The sequence below is a fragment of the Arthrobacter sp. Y81 genome (assembly GCF_002929335.1).
Classification (GTDB): Bacteria; Actinomycetota; Actinomycetes; order Actinomycetales; family Micrococcaceae; genus Arthrobacter.
In genome coordinates this window covers 224,658-247,391 of the sequence record NZ_PJIL01000007.1, presented here as the reverse complement: position 1 = coordinate 247,391, position 22,734 = coordinate 224,658, and the positions used below count along the sequence as shown (strand labels likewise).

Sequence of the window (22,734 nt, the reverse complement as noted above, 5' to 3'; positions counted from 1 at the left end):
GAAACACTGTCCCTGCGCAGAAATGACTAGGATGGGTGCTAGCCGACGAGGTTCACTCCAGGGTCAACACAGCCCGTAGACGAAATTCACTTTAGGAGTCAGCATGCCCATTGCAACCCCAGAGATCTACTCCGAGATGATCGACCGCGCCAAGGCGGGCGGCTTCGCATTCCCCGCAGTCAACGTCACGTCGTCGCAGACCCTGAACGCTGCGCTCCGTGGTTTTGCCGACGCCGAGTCCGACGGCATCATCCAGGTTTCCACCGGCGGTGCGGCCTACTGGTCCGGCGCCTCCACCAAGGACATGGTTGCCGGCTCCCTGGGCTTCGCCGCCTTCGCCCGCGAAGTGGCCAAGAACTACGGCGTCAACATCGCCCTGCACACCGACCACTGCCCCAAGGACAAGCTGGACGGCTTTGTCCTGCCGCTGCTGGCAGCCTCCGAAGCCGAGGTCAAGGCCGGACGCAACCCGCTGTTCAACTCGCACATGTGGGACGGCTCCGCCGAGACCCTGCAGGAAAACCTGCGCATCGCCCGGGAACTCCTGGAGCGCACTGCTGCTGCAAAAATGATCCTTGAGGTCGAGATCGGCACCGTCGGCGGCGAGGAAGACGGCGTCGAAAACGAGATCAACGAGAAGCTCTACACCACGGTGGAAGACGCCCTCGCAACCATCGAAGCCCTGGGTGCCGGCGAGAACGGCCGCTACATCACTGCCCTGACCTTCGGCAACGTGCACGGCGTGTACAAGCCGGGCGGCGTGAAGCTGCGCCCGGAGATCCTGAAGGACATCCAGGCCCAGGTCGGTGCCAAGATCGGCAAGGAAAACCCGTTCGACCTCGTGTTCCACGGCGGCTCCGGCTCCTCCGACCAGGAAATCGCCGACGCCGTTTCCTACGGCACCATCAAGATGAACATCGACACCGACACCCAGTACGCCTACACGCGTCCGGTGGCCGACCACATGTTCAAGAACTACGACGGCGTGCTGAAGGTTGACGGCGAGGTGGGCAACAAGAAGACTTACGATCCCCGCGTCTGGGGCGCCTCGGCCGAAGCCGGCCTGGCAGCCCGCGTTGTTGAAGCCACGAAGCAGCTTGGCTCGGCCGGAAAGACCTTCTAGATGTCCGACGAGTTCCGCAGGAACCTGATGGGTCCCGAGCCCACGCTCCTGCCGGCCGAGACTGAGGTCTATGCGCAGCTGGATGCCGGCCAGGAAGCCCTGGACCTGGTGGAAAAGCACCCCACTTCGTCGCTGCTGTGGGCTGTACTCGCCGAGGAAGCCTGGGCAGAGGGCCGGACCATCGAGTCCTACGCCTACGCCCGCGTCGGCTACCACCGCGGCCTCGATTCACTGCGGCGCAACGGCTGGCGCGGGGTGGGACCCATCCCGTGGGAACACGAACCCAACCGCGGCTTCCTGCGTGCCCTGTACTCCCTGGGCCGCGCGTCCTCGGCCATCGGCGAGGCAGAGGAACCGGAACGCATTGAGAAGTTCCTCAATGACTCCGATCCTTCCGCCAAGGCGGCCATCGAAGGCGAAAACCTCAACTGAATTAACTACGACGGCGGCCCCTCACCTGGAAAGGTGGGGGGCCGCCGTCGTACGTGGGTCAGTCTATTTAGTTCGCCTTGGTGAGGCCGGTGCGGGCCATCGCGTCCAGGTAGGCAACGTGCATCTCGTCGAGGTACTGCTGCTGGCGGGCTTCGGTTCCGGCGAAGGCGCGGCCGCTGAGCGAGCGGACCTTGTAGGTCTTCAGGCCTCGGCGCCACAGCAGGGGCACTTCGGTCTTGAGGAGCAGCTGGGCCAGTCGGTTGGCCTCGGTGCCGTGGGCCACGATCACGGACGCGCGGGGGACCAGTGCAAGGAACTTCAGGAGCGGCTTGAGGCCGGCGGAAATCTGGTCCGGGGTGAACTTGCCGTTCGGCTCGCCGGGGGTGTGCCACGGGTGGACGTTCCACGGCATGACGAATTCGGGGCGGAGGCCCAGCTTCCACTGCACGCCGAGCATGCGGGTGGCCGCTTCGTTGTCGCCGGCGGTGATGAAGCCGGATTCATCGGCGGTGCCGATGTTGGAGTACAGACTGATGATGCGGCACTCGTCGACGTCGTGCATCGGGTCGACGTAAGGGACCACGGTGTCCGGCTTGACGCTCTGGAAGGTGTCGCACAGCTCATTGACAGCTGCGACGTTGGGTTCGTAACGGCGGCTCAGAAGCTGCTCGCGGAAAGATTCAGTAGCCAAGGCTGTCATGTATTGCTGTGTCTCCTGCGGGATCGGTGACGCTGCCACGCCTGACGCGGGCATGCCAAATACCGGCACGCCTAGGTACGGTGTGGTTGAAAATGTGGTGAGTGGACCGATTCCTGATCGATCCTTATCAGTCTATCAAGCCCTGCGAAATGTGGGACCCGGAACCGGTCCCGGAGGCTCCCGCAGCCCCCGGGACCTTGTTGCCGGTCAGCCGGTCACTGCCGGAGCGGTGTCTTTCGCCACGCTCCCCGATGCGGCTGCGGGGTAGATCGTCTCGGCCGGCGCACGGTTCGTGGCTTTGGCCCACGGGTAGTAGACCGCCATGGTGACGAGGATGCCCACGATCCAGGAAATGTCCGCGCCTCCCAGCCACTTGGTGACCGGCCCCGTGTAGAGCGCCTGGGCGAGGAACGGCACCTGGACCAGGACACCAATCCCGTAGGAGGCCAGGGCCGGGACATTCCACCGGCCGTAGCGGCCGTCCGGGTTGTACAGGGCCGGGATGTCCAGCCGGTCGCGGGAGATCTTGTAGTAGTCCACGAGATTGATGACGGACCACGGCGTGAACACCATCAGCAGCAGCAGGACGAAGTTCTTGAAGACGTTCAAAAAGTCCTTGCTGGCGAAGAGCGCTATCAGCACACTGGCCGTGATGACGGCGATGATGAAGACGATCCGGGCTGCCCGTGAGACCGAGTCCCGCCGGTTGATGGCCGTGCTGATGGTCACTGAGCACATGAACGCACCGTAGGCGTTGAGGCAGTTGACGGTGAGTTTGCCCGTGACGATCATGAGGTAGATGAAGATCGCGATCAGCCCTCCACCGGCCAGGTCACCCATGTAGCCCACCTGGTTCTTGAGGAAATCGCCGCCCATGCCCGCAGCGGAGAGCCCGCCCGCGAGGGCGCCCAGCGTCATTGCCCACTGGGCGCCGCCCACCGAGCCGGCGAACGTGTACCAGAAGGTCTTGCGCTCTGACGTGGACTGGGGCAGGTAACGCGAATAGTCGGCGACGTAGGGGCCGAAGGTGAGCTGCCATCCTGCGCCCAGGGCTATCGCGGTGAGGAAGGTGGGCCACTCGAAGCCCTTCAGGAACATGATCTGGCCCACGTCGAACCTGGTGAACACGGCAACCGTCAGGTACAGGAAGCCGGCCAGGCCCACCACTGTGGCGATGCGGCCAAGGGCGTGGATGTACTTGTAGCCCAGGATTGCCAGGAACGCGGTGGCGGCGCCAAAGATCAGGATGCCCACAGCCGGGGCATCCACGCCCAGCATGAGGTTGATCGCCTGTCCGGACAGCACCGTGCCGGTGGACGCGAAGCCGATGTACATCAGGATCACCAGGACGAGCGGAATCACGGCTCCGTAGACACCGAACTGGGCCCGGCTGGAGATCATCTGCGGAAGCCCCAGTTTCGGCCCCTGGGCGGAGTGCAGCGCCATGACTGCGCCGCCGACGACGTTGCCCAGCAGGAGGCCGATGATGGCCCAGAACGCGTCCGCCCCGAATACGACCGCGAGGGCGCCGTCAACGATTGCGGTGATCTGCGCGTTCGCCCCGAACCAGAGCGTGAACTGCCCCCTTGGGTGGCCGTGCCGCTCGCGGGGCGGGATCATTTCGATTGACCGGGCCTCGACCGTAGTGCTTCCTGCTGCCATGGTTACTCCTCGTGCTGGCTGTTATGTTCCATGTCACAGGGTCGCGGGCCGCATAACAACGGCGATGCGGCGGCCAATGTCGCAAATACCAGACAGCCCGGCGTGTCGTCCGGAATTGGCCGGCACCGTGGTCCGGCCCCATATCGGCTAAACTTGGGTGGTAAGAGCCCCGGAACTCTTGCGCTGTGACTGTCGGCCTGGTGGCCGCGCAGGCACGGCAGTGGAATTCGGGGCATTCTCATGAACGGCGCTGTCCCTTGGCGGGTCACCTAGGTGAACCGGCTGCGGTCCGGCCCGAACGAATGGGGGAGGATCCCATGCCAGCAATCGTGATCGTCGGAGCCCAATGGGGCGACGAAGGCAAAGGTAAAGCCACTGACCTGCTTGGTGGCCGCGTTGACTACGTGGTGAAGCCGAACGGCGGCAACAACGCCGGGCACACCGTCGTCGTAGGCGGTGAGAAGTATGAGCTCAAGCTCCTTCCTGCCGGCATCCTGAGCCCCAACGCAGTTCCGATCATCGGCAACGGCTGTGTGGTGAACCTCGAGGCCCTGTTCCAGGAGATCGACGGCCTGGAAGCCCGTGGCGCGGACACCTCCAAACTGCGCGTTTCGGCCAACGCCCACTTGGTTGCGCCCTACCACCAGGTCCTGGACAAGGTCACTGAGCGGTTCCTGGGCAGCCGCGCCATAGGCACCACCGGCCGCGGCATCGGCCCTGCCTATATGGACAAGGTGGCCCGCCTCGGTATCCGCGTGCAGGACGTTTTTGACGCCTCCATCCTCCGCCAGAAGGTTGAGGGATCGCTCCGCCAGAAGAACGAGCTCCTGGTGAAGGTCTACAACCGCCGGGACATCGAGGTGGACGAGATCGTGGACTACTTCCTGTCCTTCGCCGAGCGACTGCGCCCGCTGGTCATCGACAGCACGCTGGTGCTGAACAAGGCCCTGGACGAGGGCAAGGTTGTGCTGATGGAAGGCGGCCAGGCCACGTTCCTGGACGTGGACCACGGGACGTACCCGTTCGTCACGTCCTCCAACCCGACCGCCGGCGGCGCCTCGGTGGGCTCAGGCATCGGCCCCACCCGGATCTCGCGTTCCATCGGCATCATCAAGGCGTACACCACCCGTGTTGGCGCCGGCCCGTTCCCCACGGAACTGTTCGATGAAATGGGTATGTACCTGCAGAAGACCGGCGGCGAATTCGGTGTCAACACCGGCCGTCCGCGCCGCTGCGGCTGGTACGACGCCGTCCTGGCCCGCCACGCCTCCCGCGTCAACGGCTTCACGGACTACTTCGTCACCAAGCTGGACGTGCTCACCGGCATCGAGCAGATCCCGGTCTGCGTGGCCTACGACGTCGACGGCGTCCGGCACGACGAAATGCCGATGACGCAGACCGAGTTCCACCACGCCAAGCCGATCTTCGAGTACTTCGAAGGCTGGACCGAGGACATCACCGCGGCACGCACCCTGGAGGACCTCCCGGAGAACGCCCGCAATTACGTGCTGGCACTCGAGAAGCTGTCCGGCACCCGCTTCTCGGCCATCGGCGTCGGCCCGGACCGCGACCAGACCATCGTGGTCAACGATCTGATTCTGGACTAAACCTGACATCGTCAGACTGAAAAGCAACTGACGTCCGACGGCGGCGGGTCACCTGGAAAGGTGGCCCGCCGCCGTCGTGTATGCCGGCTATTCGGCCTGTTTGTCGCGCAATTGGAGCAGATGCTGCTGCAGTTTCGCTTCGGCGTCCCGGCGTCGGCGGGCCTGCTCTCCCATGGCGCGGGTCGCTGCCGACCCGGTGCTGACCAGTCGTGTCACATGTTTCGGGGCCGCTGCCGCACCGGCGGCAGATACGGCCATCACTTCCTCGCTCATGCCCGTATCGTGACATCCGCCGCCCGGCCCACGGAACCCCTCCCGGCGGAGCGTTACAGGATCGGAACCTCCCAGGGTGCCGGGCTCGGGGCGGTCAGCCCAAGGCGGGGGCGGACGATGCGTAGCGGAGCGCGCATGCAGGTGGCCGCAGCTGCGATGACGGGTACCGGTCACTCGTGACCGGGCCGGCCGCTCTTCCTATGTTGGACTCACCGGCGCTTCGCGGGGAACGGGAACCCTCGAAGGTAACTCACCGGACCGCCAAGGAAGAGGTGGACATCATGGGTCTCAGCTTGAAGTCAGACAAAGCGAAAACCGGGTCAGCGCCAGAGTCGCCGGACCGGCACGCGAGGCAGGAACACGGCCCGCGCCGTTACCGTGCCCGCATCAATCGGGAACCGGTCCTTGACCGCTCGCGCGTGCAGGAGCTGGCCGGGGGAGTGCATTCCCAGAGCCGGCTTCTCGAATTCCTGGACCTTTTCCTGGTACTGCTCCCGTCCAGGGTCAATAACGTCATCAGCGCCTTGGACAGCGGGGACCATGAGGCGGCCAGTGCCGCCGCCCAAAGCCTTGCGTCGTCGGCCGCGATGGCCGGGGCAGCCCGGCTCGAACTGGTTGCCTGGCTCGTGGATGCGGATCTGCGCATCGGACGGATGGACCGGGCCCGCGAGACGGGCCGGCGCCTCGGGCCCGACGCTTCGGAGCTGGCTTCGGCGCTGTCCCGTTTATTGACGGGCGCCTAACGCAGACGCCGGCTGGCGCCCGGCATCACCACTGCTAAGGCCCTCCCGAAGGCGTGCGGCAGCTGCCGCTGGGCGGGCAATAATGGGTTCATGCAGTCGGAGTGGAGTCCCCGCATCAGCTGGGCCGATTTGCCGGGCCACGTGCAGTCGGGAATCGAGCAGATACTGGGTTCGACGGTTGCCCAGGCAACGGGTCAGCAGGGAGGATTTTCTCCGGGCACAGCCGACAGGATCCTGACGGTTTCGGCTGCCCGCCGGCGTCCCCGCGCCGTCGTTGATCGGCACCTTCGACGACGGTGAGTGGGTGGCCCTCATCCTCAGCGATGTGGAGGGCCGCCGCCCGCACCTGCCCTGGCGTACAGCGGAACTGACAAGTGTGTTGGACACACTGCTCGAACTCTCGCGGACACCCGTCCCTCCTGCCCTGGGCCACCTACCGCCACTGGAGCACGAACTGGCCGACGCGTTCGAAGGCTGGAAGCGGATCGGCTCGGACCCACCCGAAGGCTGCGACCCGTGGATCCTGACGAACCTCGAGGCTTTGGGACAGCTCGCCGAAGGCGGGCTCACAGCCCTGCTCAACGTTCGGGTCTACGATCCCGGGTTCGATGTGGAGTCCGTTCTGCGGTCCCACCAGGTATTTGCCCCGGCCACGGCAGACGGCATTAATCGGGTGTTGTCGGGCCTGGGTGCGTACTTCACCGACGCCGGGAGGCAGCCTCCTCCGCCAGGGCTGCCTACCATCCGGTCCTTTCAACGCAGGCAGGGTGAGGCCGTTATCCTTTGGCTCCGCCAACGGCTCTCCCACTTCTGACCCGGTCCGGAATCGGTGGCTGGAACCTTTTTTGAAGTTTTTTGGATTTCGCGTAACCCACGGCGGTGCCGTGACGATTACCACTATGAAAGCGCCGGGTTCGAAGTTGTCCCCCATCAGGTTCGAATCCGGCGTTTGACTGCAAAAAGAGAGCCGGGCCGGAACTGTCCCCCATCAGGTTTCCGGCCCGGCCCCTTTTTGTCCGAAGCCGGTTCAGCAGGAAGCCGGTACAGGAGTGCACGGTTTCTGCCGGTCTTTCATCTTGGTTACCCGGGGTAAAGTTGTTGGGCGGGATACCACCCGCGCCGCCACTTGATGGCCATACAATGATGTAGCCATCTCCTTGAACGAAAGCCACACGTCCGTGACAGACGCACTGACCGACGATTCATTGCATGCCCTCAAGGGCCGCGATGGCGAGTTGTTCAACCTGGTCTACCGGAGCTATGCGTCGCAGGTACTGGGATACCTGACCGCACGTGGTGTCGAGGACCCGGAGGCCACCATGCAGGATGTTTTCCTGGCGGTTCTGCCCCGCATCGATTCAATCAGCGGCGGTGCCAACGGACTTCGGACCTTCCTGTTTTCGGTGGCGCACGCGCGGATGGTTGACGATCACCGTAGGCAAAGCCGGACCCCCGCGAAACAACCTTTCGAACCTGAACTTGACCGGCGGGAATCCTCATCGGCCGAAGCCGCGGCCATGCTGCGGGTAGCGCCCGGGGAAGTGCTGGCGCTGCTGGAGGTGCTGGGGGAGGACCAGAAGGAAGTGCTGACCCTGCGGATCATTGCGGATCTTACGGTGGAACAGGTGGCCGAAATTATGGGGAAAAGCGCCGGAGCCGTCAAACAGCTTCAGCGACGTGCTTTGGACAGACTCCGTGAACATTCGGCCGTAAAGGACTACGTGGCGCCATGACTACCAGGGATGATTTTTCTGGGACCGTCGACCAGCTTCTGCTCGATGCAGGCCACACGGGCGTGCCCGACCTCAGGGCCGCCCTCCTGTCCATTGCCTCGCTGGCCGAGATGCATGCACCCGTTCCGGGGCCCGAGCTCGCGCTGATGCTGGCCGGCCCGCGGGATGAGATTACCCGGCAGCGCTGGCTGCGCAAGCACCGTCCCGCTGTGGTGGGGCTCGCAGTCCTGGCCGGCATGGGCCTTGGCGTCAGCGGTGTTGCCGCCACGAGCCAGGTGTCCGGAGACGGCGCCGGGCCGTGGTCCGTGCAAGAGCTCACCACCGACTGGACGCCCGGCTGGACCCTTCCCCTGGCGCCGGTGGCTGCTGACCGGGGCGGACGGATCACGTGGGTTTCTCCGCTCTTCCTGCAGACTGACCGGGCCCACCCTGCAGCAGTGCACGCGGCAGCTGAGCCGGCCGCGCAGGCCGCTGGGGCCGATGCCACGGCAGTCGAGCCCGCGCCACCGGCCGCGTCCGACGGCGATAGGGGCCAGTCCCCGGTCGGCGAAGGCCAAGGTCCTGGCGCCAACGGAAAGCCCGGACAGGCCAACCACGGTAAGGCCACCCCGGGCAAGGCCGCGTCCGGTCAAGCCATGACTGGACGTGCCCCGGACCAGGCCTATGAGCAGGGCGCCGCAATCACGCCCGATGGTGTGAAGATTGGTTCGACCGTGGAAGCCGCGGTCGATTCCACGGTGGATTCCGCCCTTGATTCCGTCAGCAGCTGGCTGGGGAAGTTCCGCCGGTAGCCGTACCCAACTAGCTGGCAGTTAACGTCCCCAAAAGCGATTTTCGCGACGTTAACTGCGAGTCACTTGGGCTCGCGCCAACTGGCGTCATCAGGCCAGGACCTGGCGCTTTGAAGAAATAACCCCGGTGTCGAAGCCGGCAAGGTGCAGTCCGCCGTGGAACCGGGCGTGCTCGATCTTGACGCACCGGTCCATCACCACGTTGAGCCCGGCCGTTTCAGCATCCGCGGCCACTTCCTCGTGCCAGGAACCCAGCTGCAGCCAAAGGGTCTTGGCACGGGCTGCGATGGCCTCGTCCAGGACGCCCGGGAGATCGTCGTGCTTGCGGAACACATCCACGATGTCCGGGCTTTCGGGAAGGTCGGCCAATGAGGCGTAGGTCGGCTGGCCAAGGATCTCCTTCACAACGGGGTTCACGAAGTACACCTTGTACCGCGTGGAGGACTGCAGATAGGTGGCCACGAAGTAGCTGGCCCGCGAAGGCTTGTCCGAGGCACCCACTATGGCAATGGACTTCGCCTGCCGGAGCAGGTTCAGGCGATCCGGTGCTGAGGGGCCTTCCCAGGTGCGGTCGTCCACAGTCATCAGTTCGCTCCAATCGTGCAGGTGTCGGCCGGTTCGTCGAGGAAGGCGTCGTCGGCCGTGGCCTTCTGCGCCGCGTCCAGGGCCTGGTCCAGGTCCCAGAGAATGTCCTCGATGTCCTCGAGCCCGATCGAGATCCGGACCAGGTCCTCAGGGACGCCGGCGGATTCCAGCTGGGCCGGGCTCAGCTGCTGGTGGGTCGTGGAGCCGGGGTGGATCACCAGGGTGCGTGAGTCACCAACGTTGGCCAGGTGCGAGGCCAGCTGCAGCGACTCGATGAATTTCTGCCCGGCGGTGCGGCCGCCCTTGACGCCGAAGGAGAACACCGAACCCGGCCCCAGGGGCAGGTACTTCTTCGCCCGCTCAAAGTGCGGGTGGGACGGCAGGCCGGAGAAGTTCACGTAGGCGACGCGTTCGTCGGCCTCGAGCCATTCCGCCACGGCCTGGGCATTCTTCAGGTGCTCGTCCAGGCGCTGCGGAAGGGTTTCGACCCCTTGCAACAGCTGGAATGCGGACTGCGGTGACAGTGCCGGACCGATGTCACGCAGCTGCTCGCAGCGCAGCTTGGTCAGGAATCCGTACTCGCCGAAGTTGCCCCACCACGAGACGTTGCCGTAGGAGGCCACGGGTTCGGTCATGGTGGGGAACTTGCCGTTGCCCCAGTTGAACCGGCCGCTCTCCACGATCACGCCGCCCAGCGTGGTGCCGTGGCCGCCGAGGAACTTGGTGGCGGAATGGATCACGATGTCCGCGCCGTGCTCGATCGGCCGCACGAGGTACGGCGTGCTCAAGGTGGCGTCAACGACGAGCGGGATGCCTGCGTCGTTCGCTACCTTCGCCAGGCCCTCAAGGTCCTGGACCTCCGACGACGGGTTGGCCACCACCTCAACGAAGATCGCTTTGGTGTTCTCCCGGACGGCGGCCGCGTAGTCCGCGGGGTCGGTGCCGGGAACGAACGTGGTGTCCACGCCGAAACGGCGCAGCGTGACATCGAGTTGGGTGACCGTTCCGCCGTACAGCTGGGAGGCTGCCACGATGTGGTCGCCGGCCTGGGTGAGGGCGGCAAAAGTGATGAACTCCGCGGCCATGCCCGACGACGTCGCGACCGCACCGATGCCGCCCTCGAGGGACGCAATGCGCTCCTCAAACGCCGCCACGGTGGGGTTGCCGATGCGCGAGTAGATGTTGCCGTACTTCTGCAGCGCGAAGAGGTTGGCAGCGTCCTGGGTGTCCTTGAAGACGAAGGACGTGGTCTGGTAAATGGGCACGGCACGGGCGCCGTGCTCGGCGTCGGGGGTGCCGCCGGCGTGCAGGGCGCGGGTGCGGAAACCGAACTTGCGGTCAGCCATTACGCGTTCACCAGCCCGGTGGTTGAGCTGACATTGGCCACCGGCGCCTGGGACAGGTCAAATTCCGCGCCGTTCTTCCGGGCGAGGTCGGCTTCGAGTTCGCGGACGATCGGCAGGATGTCCTGGCCGAATGCAGCCACTTCCTCCTGGAAGTGCAGGTAGCCGGTGAGGAACAGGTTCACGCCGATCTTCTTGTATTCCACGATCCGTTCCGCGATCTGTTCCGGCGTGCCGATCAGCTGGGTCTTGAAGCCGTCGTTGTACTGGACCAGGTCCTCGAAGCTCGAGTCGGCCCACATGCCCTTGCCGTCCTTGGTGGACGCGCCGGCTTCCTGGACGGCGTCGCGGAACCCCTGGACTGCGGGCTTGTGTGCCTTCTCCACGATTTCGCGGAGGGTGTCGCGGGCTTCCTTCTCGGAATCGCGGGCGATGACGAAGCCGTTGAGGCCGAAACGGGGTGCCGGCAGGCCGACGTCGGTGCCGCGCTGCGTCTCACCCGAAGCGGCGACCACTCCGGCAATGTTCTCTTTGAAGCCCTCCAGGTCCTTGCCGTTGGAGAAGTACCAGTCGGCCACGCGGCCGGCCGTCGCCTGGGCTGCGGTGGAGTTGCCGCCGAAGAAGATTTCCGGGTGCGCGCGGCCGGGAATATCCACCGGGGCCGGGTTCAGGGTGAAGTCGATGATGTTGTAGTACTTGCCGGACTGGCTGTATTCCTGCTCAGTCCAGAGGCCGCGCAGGACCTTGATGAATTCCTCGGTGCGGACGTAGCGTTCGTCATGCTCCAGCCACTCGAGGCCAAAGTTGGTGAACTCGTTCTTGAGCCAGCCGGAGACGATGTTCACGGCGGCGCGGCCGCTGGAGATGTGGTCCGCGGTGATGATGAACTTGGCGAGCACGCCGGGGTGCCACATGCCGGGGTGGACGGCGGAGATGACCTTGAGCCGTTCCGTGGCCGCCAGCAGCGCGAGGCTGAAGGACGTGGCCTCGTGCTGCTTGTCCGCACCGTAGGAGGCTGCGTAGCGGGTCTGCGTCAGGGCGTATTCGAAGCCGGAGTTTTCGGCGATCCGGGCCAGCTTCTTGTTGTAGTCGAAGTCCCAGCCGGTGCGCTGTTCGATGGTGGAGACCACCAGGCCGCCGGAAACGTTCGGCACCCAGTAGGCGAACTTGAGCGGCTCGGAAAGACGGGCAACGTTGCTGATGTCGTTCATGATTGTTCCTTTACTTCTGTCCGTAGAGGGGAGGCGCCGGGACGGCGGCGGCGTAGGAATCCAGGGCTTCCTGGATTCCGGCGATCGCCGGTTCGTTCTGGAGCGATGTTGTGTCGCCGAGGGTGGTTCCCTCGAAAAGCTGGGTGAGGAGCCGGCGCATGATCTTGCCGCTGCGCGTCTTCGGCACGTCGGGGACCACGACGACGTCGCGCGGCTTGGCGATCGGCCCGATCTCCTTCGCGACGTGGTTGCGGAGTTCGGCGGCCACTTCGCCGGAAACCCCGCCTTTCAGCACCACGAAGGCGACGATGGCGTGGCCGGTCTTGGGGTCCGCGACCGGACAGACGCCGGCCTCAACGACGCTCGGGTGGGAGACGAGGGCCGATTCGATTTCGATGGTGGAGAGCAGGTGGCCGGAGACGTTGAGGGTGTCATCCACCCGCCCGAGGATCCAGATGTCGCCGTCGTCGTCGTATTTGGCGCCGTCCCCGGCGAGGAACCAGCCCTGGGCGGCGTACTTGCGCCAGTACGAATCGAAGTAGCGCTGCGGGTTGCCCCAGATAGTGCGGGCAATCGCCGGCCCCGGGGTGTCCACCACGATGAAGCCCTGGACGCCCGGCGGAACGGTATTGCCGGCGCCGTCCACGATCCGGGTGCTGACGCCGGGCAGCGGGCGGGCCGCGCAGCCGGGCTTGAACTCGGTGTCCGTCGGGGCGGGGGAGAGGATGGTGGCGCCGGTCTCGGACTGCCACCAGGTGTCCACCACGGGTGCGGTGCCGGCGCCGACGTTCTGCCGCAGCCAGCGCCAGGCCTCCGGATTGACGGCTTCGCCCACCGTGCCGAGCATCCGGATGGAGGAGAGATCGTAGGTGCCGGGAACGCCGTCGGGGAACCAGCCCATGAGCGAGCGGACCAGCGTGGGCGCCGTGTAGTACTGGGTGACGCCATAGCGTTCGATGATCTCGAAGTGCCGGCCCGGATGCGGGGTGTTCGGCGTGCCTTCGAAGATTACCTGCGTCACGCCGTTGGACAGCGGGCCGTAGATTTCGTAGGTGTGGGCGGTGACCCAGGCCAAGTCGGCGGTGCACCAGTGCACATCCCGGTCCCGGAGCTCGGGGTCGGGGTTGCTAAACAGGTGCTCGAAACTCCAGGACGCCTGCGTGAGGTAGCCGCCTGAGGTGTGGACCAGGCCCTTGGGCTTACCAGTGGTCCCGGAGGTGTACATGATGAACAGGGGAGTTTCGGCATCGAACGCAACGGCTTCGTGGAGATCGGAGGCCTGCCCGACGGCGTCGTGCCACCACACGTCGCGGCCTTCCGTCATGGGGACGTCGGCCAGCCGGTCTTCGGGGGTGGTGCGGTTGACCACGAGGACGTGCTCGATCGCGTTGTCCCCGGCAACCGCGGCGTCGGCGTTGTCCTTGACCGGCACGGCCACACCGCGGCGGAACTGGCCGTCCGTCGTGACCAGGAGCTTGGCGCCGGTGTCCTCCACCCGGAACTTCAGCGCTTCGGCGGAGAAGCCGCCGAACACGAGGGAGTGGATGGCGCCGATGCGGGCAACGGCAAGGGTGATGATGACGGTTTCGGGGATGACCGGGAGGTAGATGACCACGCGGTCGCCCTTGGTGATGCCCAGGCCCAGGAGGGCATTCGCGGCCTTGGACACTTCCCGCTGCAGCTCCGCGTACGTGACGGCACGGCGGTCGCCCGGCTCGCCCTCGAAATGGAGTGCCACCTTGTCACCGCGGCCGGCGGCAACATGGCGGTCCACGCAGTTGTAGGCAACATTGAGCTTGCCGCCCTCGAACCAGGTGATGTCCGGGCCCGTTCCGGCATCCAGGTCTGCCGGGACGCGCCGGTGGGCGGTGTGCCATGGCTTGCCGTCCGTCGTTCCTTCCGTGGGCCCTTCGGCGGGCGCCGCCCAGTCGAGGCGGAGGGCCTGTTCTTCCCAGAAGGCAACCGTGTCGGCCACAGCCGTTGCCGGCTTGGCTGCAGTGCCGGGCTGGGAGGTGCCGGGCTGGGAGGTGGTGCCGCGGTGACGCGCCGGTCCGTCGGTGGGGACGCCGTGCACAGCGCCGTCCGTGGGCTCAGTCAGGGACCATCCCGAAGAGCCGCGAGAGGAGCCGGGCGCGTCACGCAGCCCTGCTTCGTTCGCCGTCGCGTCCGAAGTGGTTTGTGGGGTTGCCTCGGACGGAATCCGGGCAAAAGTGGGCAGGGCAGAAGTATTCTCTGGGGTCATTTACAGCACTCCATCGGTCCTGGCAGTAGCACCCGTAGTTCCTTCGGAAAGCAAGGAACAGTTACGTGGGAATGGTCGTCTCACGTCACCGGGGGTTGCTGCGGCTTCATCGATCCAGGTCTCTCGGCCGCTCGGGATGGTCACTACCTACTAGAACCGAGATGCACGATTTCACAAAATCCCGTCAATCCGCGCTGTAATATTCATTCATCCCGGCAGGCTGCGAGGCATTTCATTCATTTATTCGAAGATCGCCCGGAAAGACCGCAGGAGTAAGGTTGATGTATGGCCCACGTTAACGATCCGGCAGTCATTGACCGCCTCATGCGAACCAAAGGCACGTGGGCGATCGTCGGCCTCACCACCAATGAATGGCGCTCGGCGTACGAGGTTTCCCTGTACGTCCGGGACCGGATGGGCATGGAAATCATTCCTGTCAATCTCCCCGGTGACGACGTCCACGGGGAGAAGGGCTACCACTCCCTGGCGGACATCCCCGCCGAAAAGCACCCGATCGACGTCGTGGACTGCTTCGTGAACTCCCACAAGGTGGGGGCTGTCATCGACCAGGCAATCGCCGTAGGCGCGAAGGCGGTGTGGCTGCAGCTCGGCGTCTTCGACGACGCTGCGGTGGAGCGGGCCAGGGCCGCCGGACTGGATGTGGTGGTCAACGCCTGTCCCGCCCGCGAGGGATGGCGCGTGGGCATTTGACGGCCCATCTTGATGGCACCACCCCGGAAGGACTCCATAGCATCGGCGATGCCCGCACCGCCGGATAGTGTTCCGGCCTGCAGTCGGCCCCTGCCGCCGGATAGGCTCGTGGCATGGATGTTGCCACCCTCCGCCAGATCTGCCTGAGCTTCCCGGGCGCCTTTGAGGACTTTCCCTTCGGTCCCGAGACCTCCGTCTTCAAGGTGCGGGCCGCCGTAACCGGCGGGGCGCGGCAGGACGCCAAGATGTTCGCGTTGTCCGCCATGGATCCGGCGGACTGGTCCGTGAGCCTCAAATGCGAACCGGCCCTGGCCGAACAGCTGCGGGCCATCCATCCCGAAATCGCCGGCGCCTGGCACATGAACAAAACGCACTGGAACGGCGTCCGGCTGGACGGAGCGTTGCCGGATGACATGATCCGGGACATGGTGGAGGACTCCTACGACCTGGTGGTGGCCTCGCTCAGCCGAAAACAGCGCGAACAGTTGGGCTGGGCAGGCCTCGCCCGGGGTGACGGCGCATGAGCAATCCCCGCGCCGGACGCATCGCCCGCGGCGGGCTGAACTATCCGGGCATTGGCTCCACCGAGCACGGACAGCCCCCGGAGGGGTTCCCCTGCGTGGTGACCCAGGCCTACCTCGGTGACGGCCTGGCACTGTACCGGAGGGTGGCCCAGGGAATCCTGACCTGGCAGCTGCAGAAAAGGTCCGGGCTGCGTGTCCGCACCGAATCCGACGTCGTGGTGCCCGGCGCCCGCGTGGTGAGCGGATTCGGCGTCGGGCCGTTCCGAATCAACGCCCCCTGCGAGGTGGTGTGGGTGCACCGGCCGGTGCCCGGCGACGGCCCGCAAAGCGCCGGTTTCGGGTACGGAAGCCTGCCCGGCCATCCCGTGCGGGGCGAGGAATCCTTCGAAGTGGAAGTGGACGGACAGGGGCGCGTGTTCCTCAAAATCACTGCCTTCAGCAGGCCGTCCAACTGGTTCTACGCTGCCGGCGGCGCCGTCGCGGGACGCGCACAAAGACATGTCACTTCCCGATACATTGGGAGTGCACACGAACTGGCCGTTGGTGAAAGCTGATCAGGAGCAGGTGGATGCTGGAACAGAAAACCCTTGACCAATTGTGGAACTTCGACGATCCCGCCGGATCGGAAGCCCGTTTCCGGGCGGCAGCTGAAGACGGAAACTACGACGCCGACGAACGGGCGGAGCTCGCCACCCAGCTGGGGCGGGCCATCGGACTGCAGGGCCGCTACGAGGAAGCCGACGCCCTGCTGGATTCCGTCGATGCCGATGAGCCGACCGTGGGCGTCAGGGTGCTGCTGGAACGCGGGCGCCTGCTGAACTCGAGCGGCCATGCCGCGATGGCCGTGCCGCTCTTTGAACAGGCGGCAGAACTTGCGGACCACCTCAGCGAGGAGTTCCTTGCTGTTGATGCGCTGCACATGCTGGCGATCGCGGACTCCGCACACGCCGAATCATGGACCCGCAGCGCCCTCGAATACGCCTCCACGGTGCACGATCCGCGGACCAAACGCTGGATGGTCTCGCTGCACAAGAACCTCGGCTGGACTCTGCACGAAGCCGGGCGCTTTACCGAGGCCCTGGTCGAGTTCCAACTGGCGGAACAGTGGGCCGAACGCGTCGGCACACCCCAGCAGCAGGAATGGGCCCGGGAGGCCATCGACGAGTGCGAGCACTCACTCGCCGCAGGGGCCTGAACCGCTCCTGCGCGGGCCGTTGCCGCTCCCGGTGAAACAATGGACTGACCCCCGCACACAACGAAAGGCATCAGCCCTGTGATCTTCATTGTCGTTAAGTTCAAGGTCAAGCCGGACTGGTCCGAAAAGTGGCTGGACCTGGTGGAAGACTTCACCCAGGCAACGCGCCAGGAACCCGGCAACCTGTGGTTCGACTGGTCCCGCAGCGTCGAGGACCCCAACGAGTTCGTGCTGGTGGAGGCCTTCAAGGACGACGCCGCCGGTGACCATGTCAACAGCGCACACTTCCAGACGGCCATGGCGGACATGCCGCAGGCCCTGGCCGAGACGCCGCGGATCATCAGCCGCCAGTTCGACGGCGACGGCTGGGACCGCATGGGCGAGCTCACCATCTGACCCGGTCCTGACAGCATCGATACGATTAATCCATGTGGATCGGATGGATTGAGTTCGACATTCTCCTGGGCGACGTTCACAGCCTCAAGGAGAAGCGTTCCGTGGTGCGGCCGCTGCTGGCGGAGCTGAAGCGCCGGTTTGAAGTGTCCGTGGCCGAGGTTGGGGACCACGAGCAATACCGTCGTACGCAACTGGGCGCCGGCCTGGTGGCAGCCGACCGGGCCCATCTCGTGGAGGTGCTCACCGCCGTCGAACGATTCGTGGCCTTCCGCCCCGAACTCGAACTCCTCAGTGCCCGCCAACGGGAGCTCCGCAGCGACGACTGAACCCGATCGATTGCTCCGTAACTGCCCTTCTGAACCCTCAAAACGGCAGTTACGGAGCAGCCGATGGGCCTTGTGGATAACTTCTGCAGCGTACGGCAGCATTCTGGTCTGATGAATCCATGAAGACCCCGCGCCTGCTGCCAGAGGAACTCCAAGGCCGTCCGTTCACAGTTGTCGACGCGGCGCGTGCCGGGGTGTCGCACAAGCGGCTGCGGCACCGCAGCCTTCATCGCCTGGGCAAGGGGATCCGGTCGGCAAGCCCGACGGCGGAGCTCCCCTTGAGCATCAGGGTGCGGCCTTTCATTGAGGTCAACGAGCGATGCGCCGCATCGCACCTCACCGCGGCGGAACTCCTCGTGCTGCCGCGACGTCAGCAGAAGGGATCGCCGGATATGTTTCATGTCATCAGGCCTGAGGGCGAGGCCCATCTGAATCGGCCGCATGTCATCGTTCACCGGATGAAGCTGTTCGGCGACGAGATCACCATAGTCAACGGGATCCCTGTGACCACTCCGGAGCGGACCTGGCTGGACATGGCGGAAATGCTGTCAGTCGACGAGCTTGTAGCCATGGGGGACAGCTGCGTCCGGGTTCCGCGGGCGGACCTGGAGGATCGTGACACGCCGCTGTGCACATTGGCGGACCTGCAGCGGATGATCGACAGGCACAAGGGGAAGCGCGGCCTGCGAAAGGCCAGAGATGCGATCAAACTTATCCGGGTGGGCTCCGACTCGCCGCAGGAGACTCTCCTTCGCCTGGCGATGATCCGGGCCGGGCTGCCTGAACCGGAACTCAACGTCCCGATAATTTCAGAGGATGGCGCCAGACATCACGAGCCGGACCTTTCCTACCGGAAGTACAAAATCGGGATCGAGTACGAAGGCGAGCACCACGGGGATGAAGGCCAGGTTGTCCGGGACATCGCCCGTTCTGAGAGGTACGAAGCCCTGGGCTGGACGGAAGTCCGCATCTCCAAACGGCACATGTACAACGACGCGAAGCCCGCACTATCCAAAATCCGTGCGGCCTTGGTCCAAGCCGGATGGCGGCCTCGACTTTAACGGACGATTGCTCCGTAACTGCCGTTCTGAGGGTTCAAAAGGGCAGTTACGGAGCAATCGATGGAGCAGTGACTAGCCGAAGTACTTCGGCAGGGTTGCCTCGTGGGCTTCGCGGAGGGCGTCGAGGGCGAGGGTGTCCACGCCGTTGATCTCCAGCTTGCCGCTGTCCGCATCCACGACGCCGATACGGGTGTGGGCAAAGCCCCGGGCGGTGCACATATCCGTGAAGCGGACCTCCTCGGAGCGGGGCACGCCAACAACTGCACGGCCCTGGGTCTCGGAGAACAGCGCCGTGAACAGGTCCACGCCGTCGCGGTCCATAACGTCCTGCAGTGCGATCCGGGCACCCACGCCGTAGCGCAGCGAGGACTCCACGAGGGCTGCCGCGAGGCCGCCTTCGGAGAGGTCATGAGCCGAATCCACCATGCCGTCGCGGGACGCGTTGATCAGGATTTCGCCCAGTGCGCGTTCGGCGGCGAGGTCAACCTTGGGAGGCAAACCGCCGAGGTGTCCGCGCATGTTGGACCATTCCGAGCCGTCCAGTTCCGCTGCGGTGGTGCCCAGCAGGTAGATGGCCTGGCCGTCCTCACGCCAGCCCGACGGCGTGCGGCGGGCGACGTCGTCCAGCTTGCCCAGCACTGCCACCACGGGGGAGGGGTGGATGGGGGTGGTCCCGGTCTGGTTGTAGAGCGAGACGTTGCCGCCGGTGACCGGAATGCCCAGCTCCATGCAGGCGTCCGACAGGCCTCGGATGGCCTCGGCGAGCTGCCACATGACATCCGGATCTTCGGGGGAACCGAAGTTCAGGCAGTCGCTGACGGCCATCGGCACGGCGCCGGAGGTGGCGACGTTGCGGTAGGCCTCGGCCAGTGCCAGCTGTGCGCCGTGGTACGGGTCGAGGTAGGTGTAGCGGCCGTTGGCGTCCGTGGCCAAGGCAACACCCAGGCCCGTTTCCTCGTCGACGCGGACCACGCCGGCGTCGTCCGGGAAGGCCAGTGCGGTGTTGCCGCCGACGTAGCGGTCGTACTGGTTGGTGATCCAGTCCTTGCTGCACATGTTCGGCGAGGCAATGAGTTCGGTGACGGCAGCTGCCAGCTCCGCGGGGGCGGAGGGTCGCCCGGCGTCCTGGACTGATCCGGTGAAGGAATCGGCCTGGACGGCGTCCTGCCATTCGGGGCGGGCGTACGGACGGTCGTAGACCGGGCCGTCGTGGGCAACCGTGCGCGGGTCGACGTCGACGATGACTTCGCCTTCCCACGTGATGATCAGGCGGCCGGTGTCGGTCACCTCGCCCAGCCAGGAGTACTCCACGGCCCACTTGTCCATGACCGCTTCAAACGCGGCGATGTTCTCGGGGGTGACCACGGCCATCATGCGTTCCTGGGACTCGGACATCAGGATTTCGCCCGGGGTCAGGGTGGGGTCGCGGAGCAGGACGGAGGTCAGCTCGACCTCCATGCCGCCGTCGCCGTTCGAGGCGAGCTCCGACGTGGCGCAGGAGATGCCTGCGGCGCCCAGGTCCTGGATGCCCTCAACGAGTGAACCCTTGAACAGCTCCAGGCAGCACTCGATCAGGACCTTCTCAGCGAAGGGGTCGCCCACCTGCACGGCGGGGCGCTTGGACGGCTTGGTGTCGTCAAAGGACTCCGAGGCCAGCACCGAGGCGCCGCCGATGCCGTCGCCGCCGGTGCGGGCACCGAACAGCACCACCTTGTTGCCCTTGCCGGAGGCGTTGGCGAGGCGGATGTCCTCGTGGCGCATGACGCCGACAGCCAGCGCGTTGACCAGCGGGTTGCCCTGGTACACGGAATCGAAGACCATTTCGCCGCCGATGTTGGGCAGGCCAAGGGAGTTGCCGTAGCCGCCGATGCCGGCCACGGCACCGTGCATGACGCGGGCGGTGTCCGGGTGGTCGATGGCGCCGAAGCGCAGCGGATCCATCACGGCTACCGGGCGGGCGCCCATGGAGATGATGTCGCGGACAATACCGCCGATGCCGGTTGCGGCGCCCTGGTAGGGCTCCACGAACGACGGCGAGTTGTGTGACTCGATCTTGAACGTCACGGCCCAGCCGTCGCCCAGGTTGGTGACGCCGGCGTTTTCGCCGATGCCCACCAGCATGTCCTTCTTCATCTCGTCGGTCACCTTTTCGCCGAACTGGCGCAGGTGGTTCTTCGAGGACTTGTAGGAGCAGTGCTCGCTCCACATCACGGAGTACATGGCGAGCTCGGCGCCGGTCGGGCGGCGGCCCAGGACCTTGACGACCTCATCGAACTCGTTCTGTTTCAGGCCCAGCTCGGCCCAGGGAAGTTCGGTGTCAGGAGTCTTGGCTGCGTTCTCGACCGTGTCGATGTTGAACTTCCTGCTGACGGTTTCAGCTGAGGTACTCACTTTGCGCCTCCCACAATCTTGTTCAGGACGGAGGTAAAGAAGCCGAGGCCATCGGTGTCCGAGCTGCCGATGCCGTCGAGGGATGCCGGGCCGAAGCCGGGTTCCACGGCGTGCTCGGGGTGCGGCATGAGGCCCACGACGTTGCCGGCGGCGTTGGAGATGCCGGCGATGTCGCGGCGGGAGCCGTTCGGGTTGAAGCCGACGTAGCGGAACACCACGCGGCCTTCCGCTTCGAGGGCGTCCAGGGTCTTCTCGTCGGCGATGTACTGGCCGTCCTGGTTCTTCAGCGGCACGGTGATTTCCTGGCCGGCAGCGTAGTCGCCGGTCCAGGCCGTGCTGTTGTTTTCCACGCGCAGGACCTGGTCACGGCACATGAATTTCAGGTGGTCGTTCTTGATCATCGAGCCGGGCAGCAGGTGCGACTCGGTGAGGATCTGGAAGCCGTTGCAGATGCCCAGGACGGGCAGCTTGGCGTCGGAGTTGGCCGCCTCGATGATCTTGGACATCAGCGGAGCGAAGCGTGCGATGGCGCCGGCGCGGAGGTAGTCCCCGTAGGAGAAACCGCCCGGAATCACGACGGCGTCGACGTCGCTGAGGGTGGTGTCCGCGTGCCAGAGTGCCACGGGAGTGGCGCCGGCCAGGCTTACGGCGCGGACGGCGTCGCGGTCATCAAGGGTTCCTGGGAAGGTGACGACGCCGATGCGGGCGCCGGCAAGGCGCGGGTTGGCCGCGACCGCGACCGCCTCGCCAATCAAGGGAAGTTCAGTCATCTCAGGCCTCGACGACCTCGACGTTGACGACGTCTTCGATCACGGGGTTGGACAGCAGGGTTTCGGCTGCTTCACGGGCCTGGGCCAGGATTGCATCGGTCACCTCGCCGTCAACGGTCAGTTCAAATCGCTTGCCCTGGCGGACAGCGCTGAAGCTGGTGAAGCCCAGGCGGGGAAGTGCACCCACGATGGCCTTTCCCTGCGGGTCCAGAATCTCGGGCTTGGGCATGACGTCGACAACGATCCGGGGCATCCGGTAACTCCTGTGCGTGAGCGTTGGGTAAGGGCGCAGCGGAGTGGTGCCGTCTCACGCTGGTCTGCTGCTGCATTTACAGCCCTGCGGACTCCAAACATAAGACAGCGGAAAGAGCGCTCCGCGAGCTTGCATGCCCCATTCTACCGGCCGCAGTGCGTCAAGCCGCATTCGCCGGTTGACTGTGAATTGGGGCACTCGCCGTGGGGGTGGAGCGCGACGCCGGCTCTGGTGGCGCGCTGGTCCGCTGAGTAGGATTGCGGCATGGCTCAGAAACCGAAATCCGTGCTTCTACCGGTAATGGCCGCTGCAGTTTTTGCGGGCCTGGGCCGAATGGTGATCCAGAAAATCAAAGCCGATCGGGCGGCCCGGGCGACGAACGTTGCCGGGCCTATTGATGAGAAGACCCGGGCCTGGATCAGCGAGGTTGTCCGCACTCCGCGCCAGTAGCCGGCACGCCGGGCCGCCGTCGGCCCCGTCACACTAAACCTCGGCGTTTTTGAAGCCGGGTGGCCGGCCCTTCAGGAATGGGCTCGTTTGAGGGCGGTTTCCCAAGGGAAACCGCCCTCAATCGTGTCCGGCTGAGACCTCGAAATGACAAAAGAAAAACGAAGTTTGTGTCCTATGTCATATTCGCCTATCACTCTGTACTGTTTGACTCG

25 protein-coding genes are annotated in these 22,734 nt (G+C 65.2%); 15 read left to right on the top strand and 10 right to left on the bottom strand.

Annotated elements, in window-relative coordinates; translation table 11 throughout:
* The first annotated feature begins 103 nt into the window (after positions 1-103).
* Both fbaA and CXQ91_RS11900 read left to right on the top strand, forming a co-directional pair.
* On the top strand, positions 104-1,123 hold the full coding sequence (gene fbaA, locus CXQ91_RS11905) for a class II fructose-bisphosphate aldolase (RefSeq protein WP_104174107.1): 1,020 nt from the start codon (positions 104-106) through the stop codon (positions 1,121-1,123).
* Positions 1,124-1,555, top strand: a complete 432-nt coding sequence (locus CXQ91_RS11900; protein WP_104174106.1) for a DUF3151 domain-containing protein — start codon at positions 1,124-1,126, stop codon at positions 1,553-1,555. It begins immediately after the preceding gene.
* Between the two features lie 67 nt (positions 1,556-1,622).
* On the opposite strand, the gene CXQ91_RS11895 is transcribed toward CXQ91_RS11900, so the two are convergent.
* The gene (locus CXQ91_RS11895) at positions 1,623-2,255 is read right to left on the bottom strand and encodes a uracil-DNA glycosylase (RefSeq protein ID WP_104174105.1); all 633 of its coding nucleotides are present in this window, start codon (positions 2,253-2,255) and stop codon (positions 1,623-1,625) included.
* 207 nt (positions 2,256-2,462) lie between these two features.
* Positions 2,463-3,917: a cytosine permease gene (locus tag CXQ91_RS11890; protein WP_104174104.1), complete on the bottom strand. Its 1,455-nt coding sequence runs from the start codon at positions 3,915-3,917 to the stop codon at positions 2,463-2,465.
* A gap of 317 nt (positions 3,918-4,234) precedes the next feature.
* Between CXQ91_RS11890 and CXQ91_RS11885 the strand changes: the two genes are divergently transcribed.
* Positions 4,235-5,524 (top strand): adenylosuccinate synthase, encoded by a 1,290-nt coding sequence (locus CXQ91_RS11885; protein WP_104174103.1) that lies wholly within the window; start codon positions 4,235-4,237, stop codon positions 5,522-5,524.
* Positions 5,525-5,611: 87 nt separating this feature from the next.
* Here CXQ91_RS11885 and CXQ91_RS11880 read toward each other — a convergent pair whose 3' ends face one another.
* Positions 5,612-5,797 carry a hypothetical protein gene (locus CXQ91_RS11880; RefSeq protein WP_104174102.1) on the bottom strand — a complete coding sequence of 62 codons (186 nt, stop codon included), beginning with the start codon at positions 5,795-5,797 and terminating at the stop codon, positions 5,612-5,614.
* 281 nt (positions 5,798-6,078) lie between these two features.
* Here CXQ91_RS11880 and CXQ91_RS11875 point away from each other — a divergent pair, with 281 nt between their 5' ends.
* The 4 genes from CXQ91_RS11875 to CXQ91_RS11860 all read left to right on the top strand — a co-directional run bounded on the left by CXQ91_RS11875 (position 6,079) and on the right by CXQ91_RS11860 (position 9,064).
* Positions 6,079-6,540: an Hpt domain-containing protein gene (locus tag CXQ91_RS11875; RefSeq protein WP_181038859.1), complete on the top strand. Its 462-nt coding sequence runs from the start codon at positions 6,079-6,081 to the stop codon at positions 6,538-6,540.
* Between the two features lie 304 nt (positions 6,541-6,844).
* Positions 6,845-7,354 carry a hypothetical protein gene (locus CXQ91_RS11870; protein WP_146072329.1) on the top strand — a complete coding sequence of 170 codons (510 nt, stop codon included), beginning with the start codon at positions 6,845-6,847 and terminating at the stop codon, positions 7,352-7,354.
* Positions 7,355-7,718: 364 nt separating this feature from the next.
* The gene (locus CXQ91_RS11865) at positions 7,719-8,273 is read left to right on the top strand and encodes an RNA polymerase sigma factor (RefSeq protein WP_104174148.1); all 555 of its coding nucleotides are present in this window, start codon (positions 7,719-7,721) and stop codon (positions 8,271-8,273) included.
* On the top strand, positions 8,270-9,064 hold the full coding sequence (locus CXQ91_RS11860; RefSeq protein ID WP_104174099.1) for a hypothetical protein: 795 nt from the start codon (positions 8,270-8,272) through the stop codon (positions 9,062-9,064). The genes CXQ91_RS11865 and CXQ91_RS11860 overlap by 4 nt, the downstream gene beginning before the upstream one ends.
* A 90-nt stretch (positions 9,065-9,154) precedes the next feature.
* Here the strand turns inward: CXQ91_RS11860 and CXQ91_RS11855 are convergent, their stop codons facing one another.
* From CXQ91_RS11855 to acs, 4 genes are read right to left on the bottom strand one after another with little or no spacing between them, the layout of a single operon-like run.
* Positions 9,155-9,649: a CoA-binding protein gene (locus CXQ91_RS11855; protein WP_104174098.1), complete on the bottom strand. Its 495-nt coding sequence runs from the start codon at positions 9,647-9,649 to the stop codon at positions 9,155-9,157.
* Positions 9,649-10,995: an O-acetylhomoserine aminocarboxypropyltransferase/cysteine synthase family protein gene (locus tag CXQ91_RS11850; protein ID WP_104174097.1), complete on the bottom strand. Its 1,347-nt coding sequence runs from the start codon at positions 10,993-10,995 to the stop codon at positions 9,649-9,651. The genes CXQ91_RS11855 and CXQ91_RS11850 overlap by 1 nt, the downstream gene beginning before the upstream one ends.
* Positions 10,995-12,203: a dimethylsulfone monooxygenase SfnG gene (sfnG, locus tag CXQ91_RS11845; protein ID WP_104174096.1), complete on the bottom strand. Its 1,209-nt coding sequence runs from the start codon at positions 12,201-12,203 to the stop codon at positions 10,995-10,997. The genes CXQ91_RS11850 and sfnG overlap by 1 nt, the downstream gene beginning before the upstream one ends.
* Before the next feature lie 10 nt (positions 12,204-12,213).
* The gene (gene acs, locus CXQ91_RS11840; protein WP_258073946.1) at positions 12,214-14,445 is read right to left on the bottom strand and encodes an acetate--CoA ligase; all 2,232 of its coding nucleotides are present in this window, start codon (positions 14,443-14,445) and stop codon (positions 12,214-12,216) included.
* Between the two features lie 285 nt (positions 14,446-14,730).
* On the opposite strand from acs, the gene CXQ91_RS11835 reads away from it, so the two are divergent.
* The 7 genes from CXQ91_RS11835 (at position 14,731) to CXQ91_RS11805 (ending at position 18,658) form a co-directional block, all read left to right on the top strand.
* Positions 14,731-15,156 carry a CoA-binding protein gene (locus CXQ91_RS11835; protein ID WP_104174094.1) on the top strand — a complete coding sequence of 142 codons (426 nt, stop codon included), beginning with the start codon at positions 14,731-14,733 and terminating at the stop codon, positions 15,154-15,156.
* 113 nt (positions 15,157-15,269) lie between these two features.
* A complete protein-coding gene (locus CXQ91_RS11830; RefSeq protein WP_104174093.1) occupies positions 15,270-15,680 on the top strand; it encodes an MmcQ/YjbR family DNA-binding protein in 411 nt (136 codons plus the stop codon).
* Positions 15,677-16,234 carry a DUF1990 family protein gene (locus tag CXQ91_RS11825; protein ID WP_104174092.1) on the top strand — a complete coding sequence of 186 codons (558 nt, stop codon included), beginning with the start codon at positions 15,677-15,679 and terminating at the stop codon, positions 16,232-16,234. Before CXQ91_RS11830 ends, CXQ91_RS11825 begins: the two co-directional genes overlap by 4 nt.
* 14 nt (positions 16,235-16,248) lie before the next feature.
* Positions 16,249-16,875 (top strand): hypothetical protein, encoded by a 627-nt coding sequence (locus tag CXQ91_RS11820; RefSeq protein ID WP_104174091.1) that lies wholly within the window; start codon positions 16,249-16,251, stop codon positions 16,873-16,875.
* Positions 16,876-16,953: 78 nt separating this feature from the next.
* The gene (locus CXQ91_RS11815) at positions 16,954-17,271 is read left to right on the top strand and encodes a putative quinol monooxygenase (RefSeq protein ID WP_104174090.1); all 318 of its coding nucleotides are present in this window, start codon (positions 16,954-16,956) and stop codon (positions 17,269-17,271) included.
* Positions 17,272-17,303: 32 nt separating this feature from the next.
* Positions 17,304-17,597, top strand: coding sequence for a DUF503 domain-containing protein (locus tag CXQ91_RS11810; protein WP_028272239.1), 294 nt, complete (start codon positions 17,304-17,306; stop codon positions 17,595-17,597).
* Positions 17,598-17,716: 119 nt separating this feature from the next.
* Entirely contained in the window at positions 17,717-18,658 is a 942-nt protein-coding gene (locus CXQ91_RS11805) for a hypothetical protein (RefSeq protein ID WP_258073945.1), read from the top strand.
* A gap of 72 nt (positions 18,659-18,730) precedes the next feature.
* Here the strand turns inward: CXQ91_RS11805 and purL are convergent, their stop codons facing one another.
* The 3 genes from purL to purS are packed head-to-tail and all read right to left on the bottom strand — an operon-like array spanning position 18,731 to position 22,072.
* Entirely contained in the window at positions 18,731-21,049 is a 2,319-nt protein-coding gene (gene purL, locus CXQ91_RS11800) for a phosphoribosylformylglycinamidine synthase subunit PurL (protein WP_104174089.1), read from the bottom strand.
* Positions 21,046-21,819, bottom strand: a complete 774-nt coding sequence (purQ, locus tag CXQ91_RS11795; RefSeq protein WP_104174088.1) for a phosphoribosylformylglycinamidine synthase subunit PurQ — start codon at positions 21,817-21,819, stop codon at positions 21,046-21,048. The genes purL and purQ overlap by 4 nt, the downstream gene beginning before the upstream one ends.
* 1 nt (position 21,820) lies before the next feature.
* Positions 21,821-22,072 (bottom strand): phosphoribosylformylglycinamidine synthase subunit PurS, encoded by a 252-nt coding sequence (purS, locus tag CXQ91_RS11790; RefSeq protein ID WP_028265707.1) that lies wholly within the window; start codon positions 22,070-22,072, stop codon positions 21,821-21,823.
* 264 nt (positions 22,073-22,336) lie between these two features.
* On the opposite strand from purS, the gene CXQ91_RS11785 reads away from it, so the two are divergent.
* Complete coding sequence (locus CXQ91_RS11785) at positions 22,337-22,522, top strand: hypothetical protein (RefSeq protein ID WP_104174087.1); 186 nt, start codon at positions 22,337-22,339, stop codon at positions 22,520-22,522.
* Positions 22,523-22,734 lie beyond the last annotated feature (212 nt).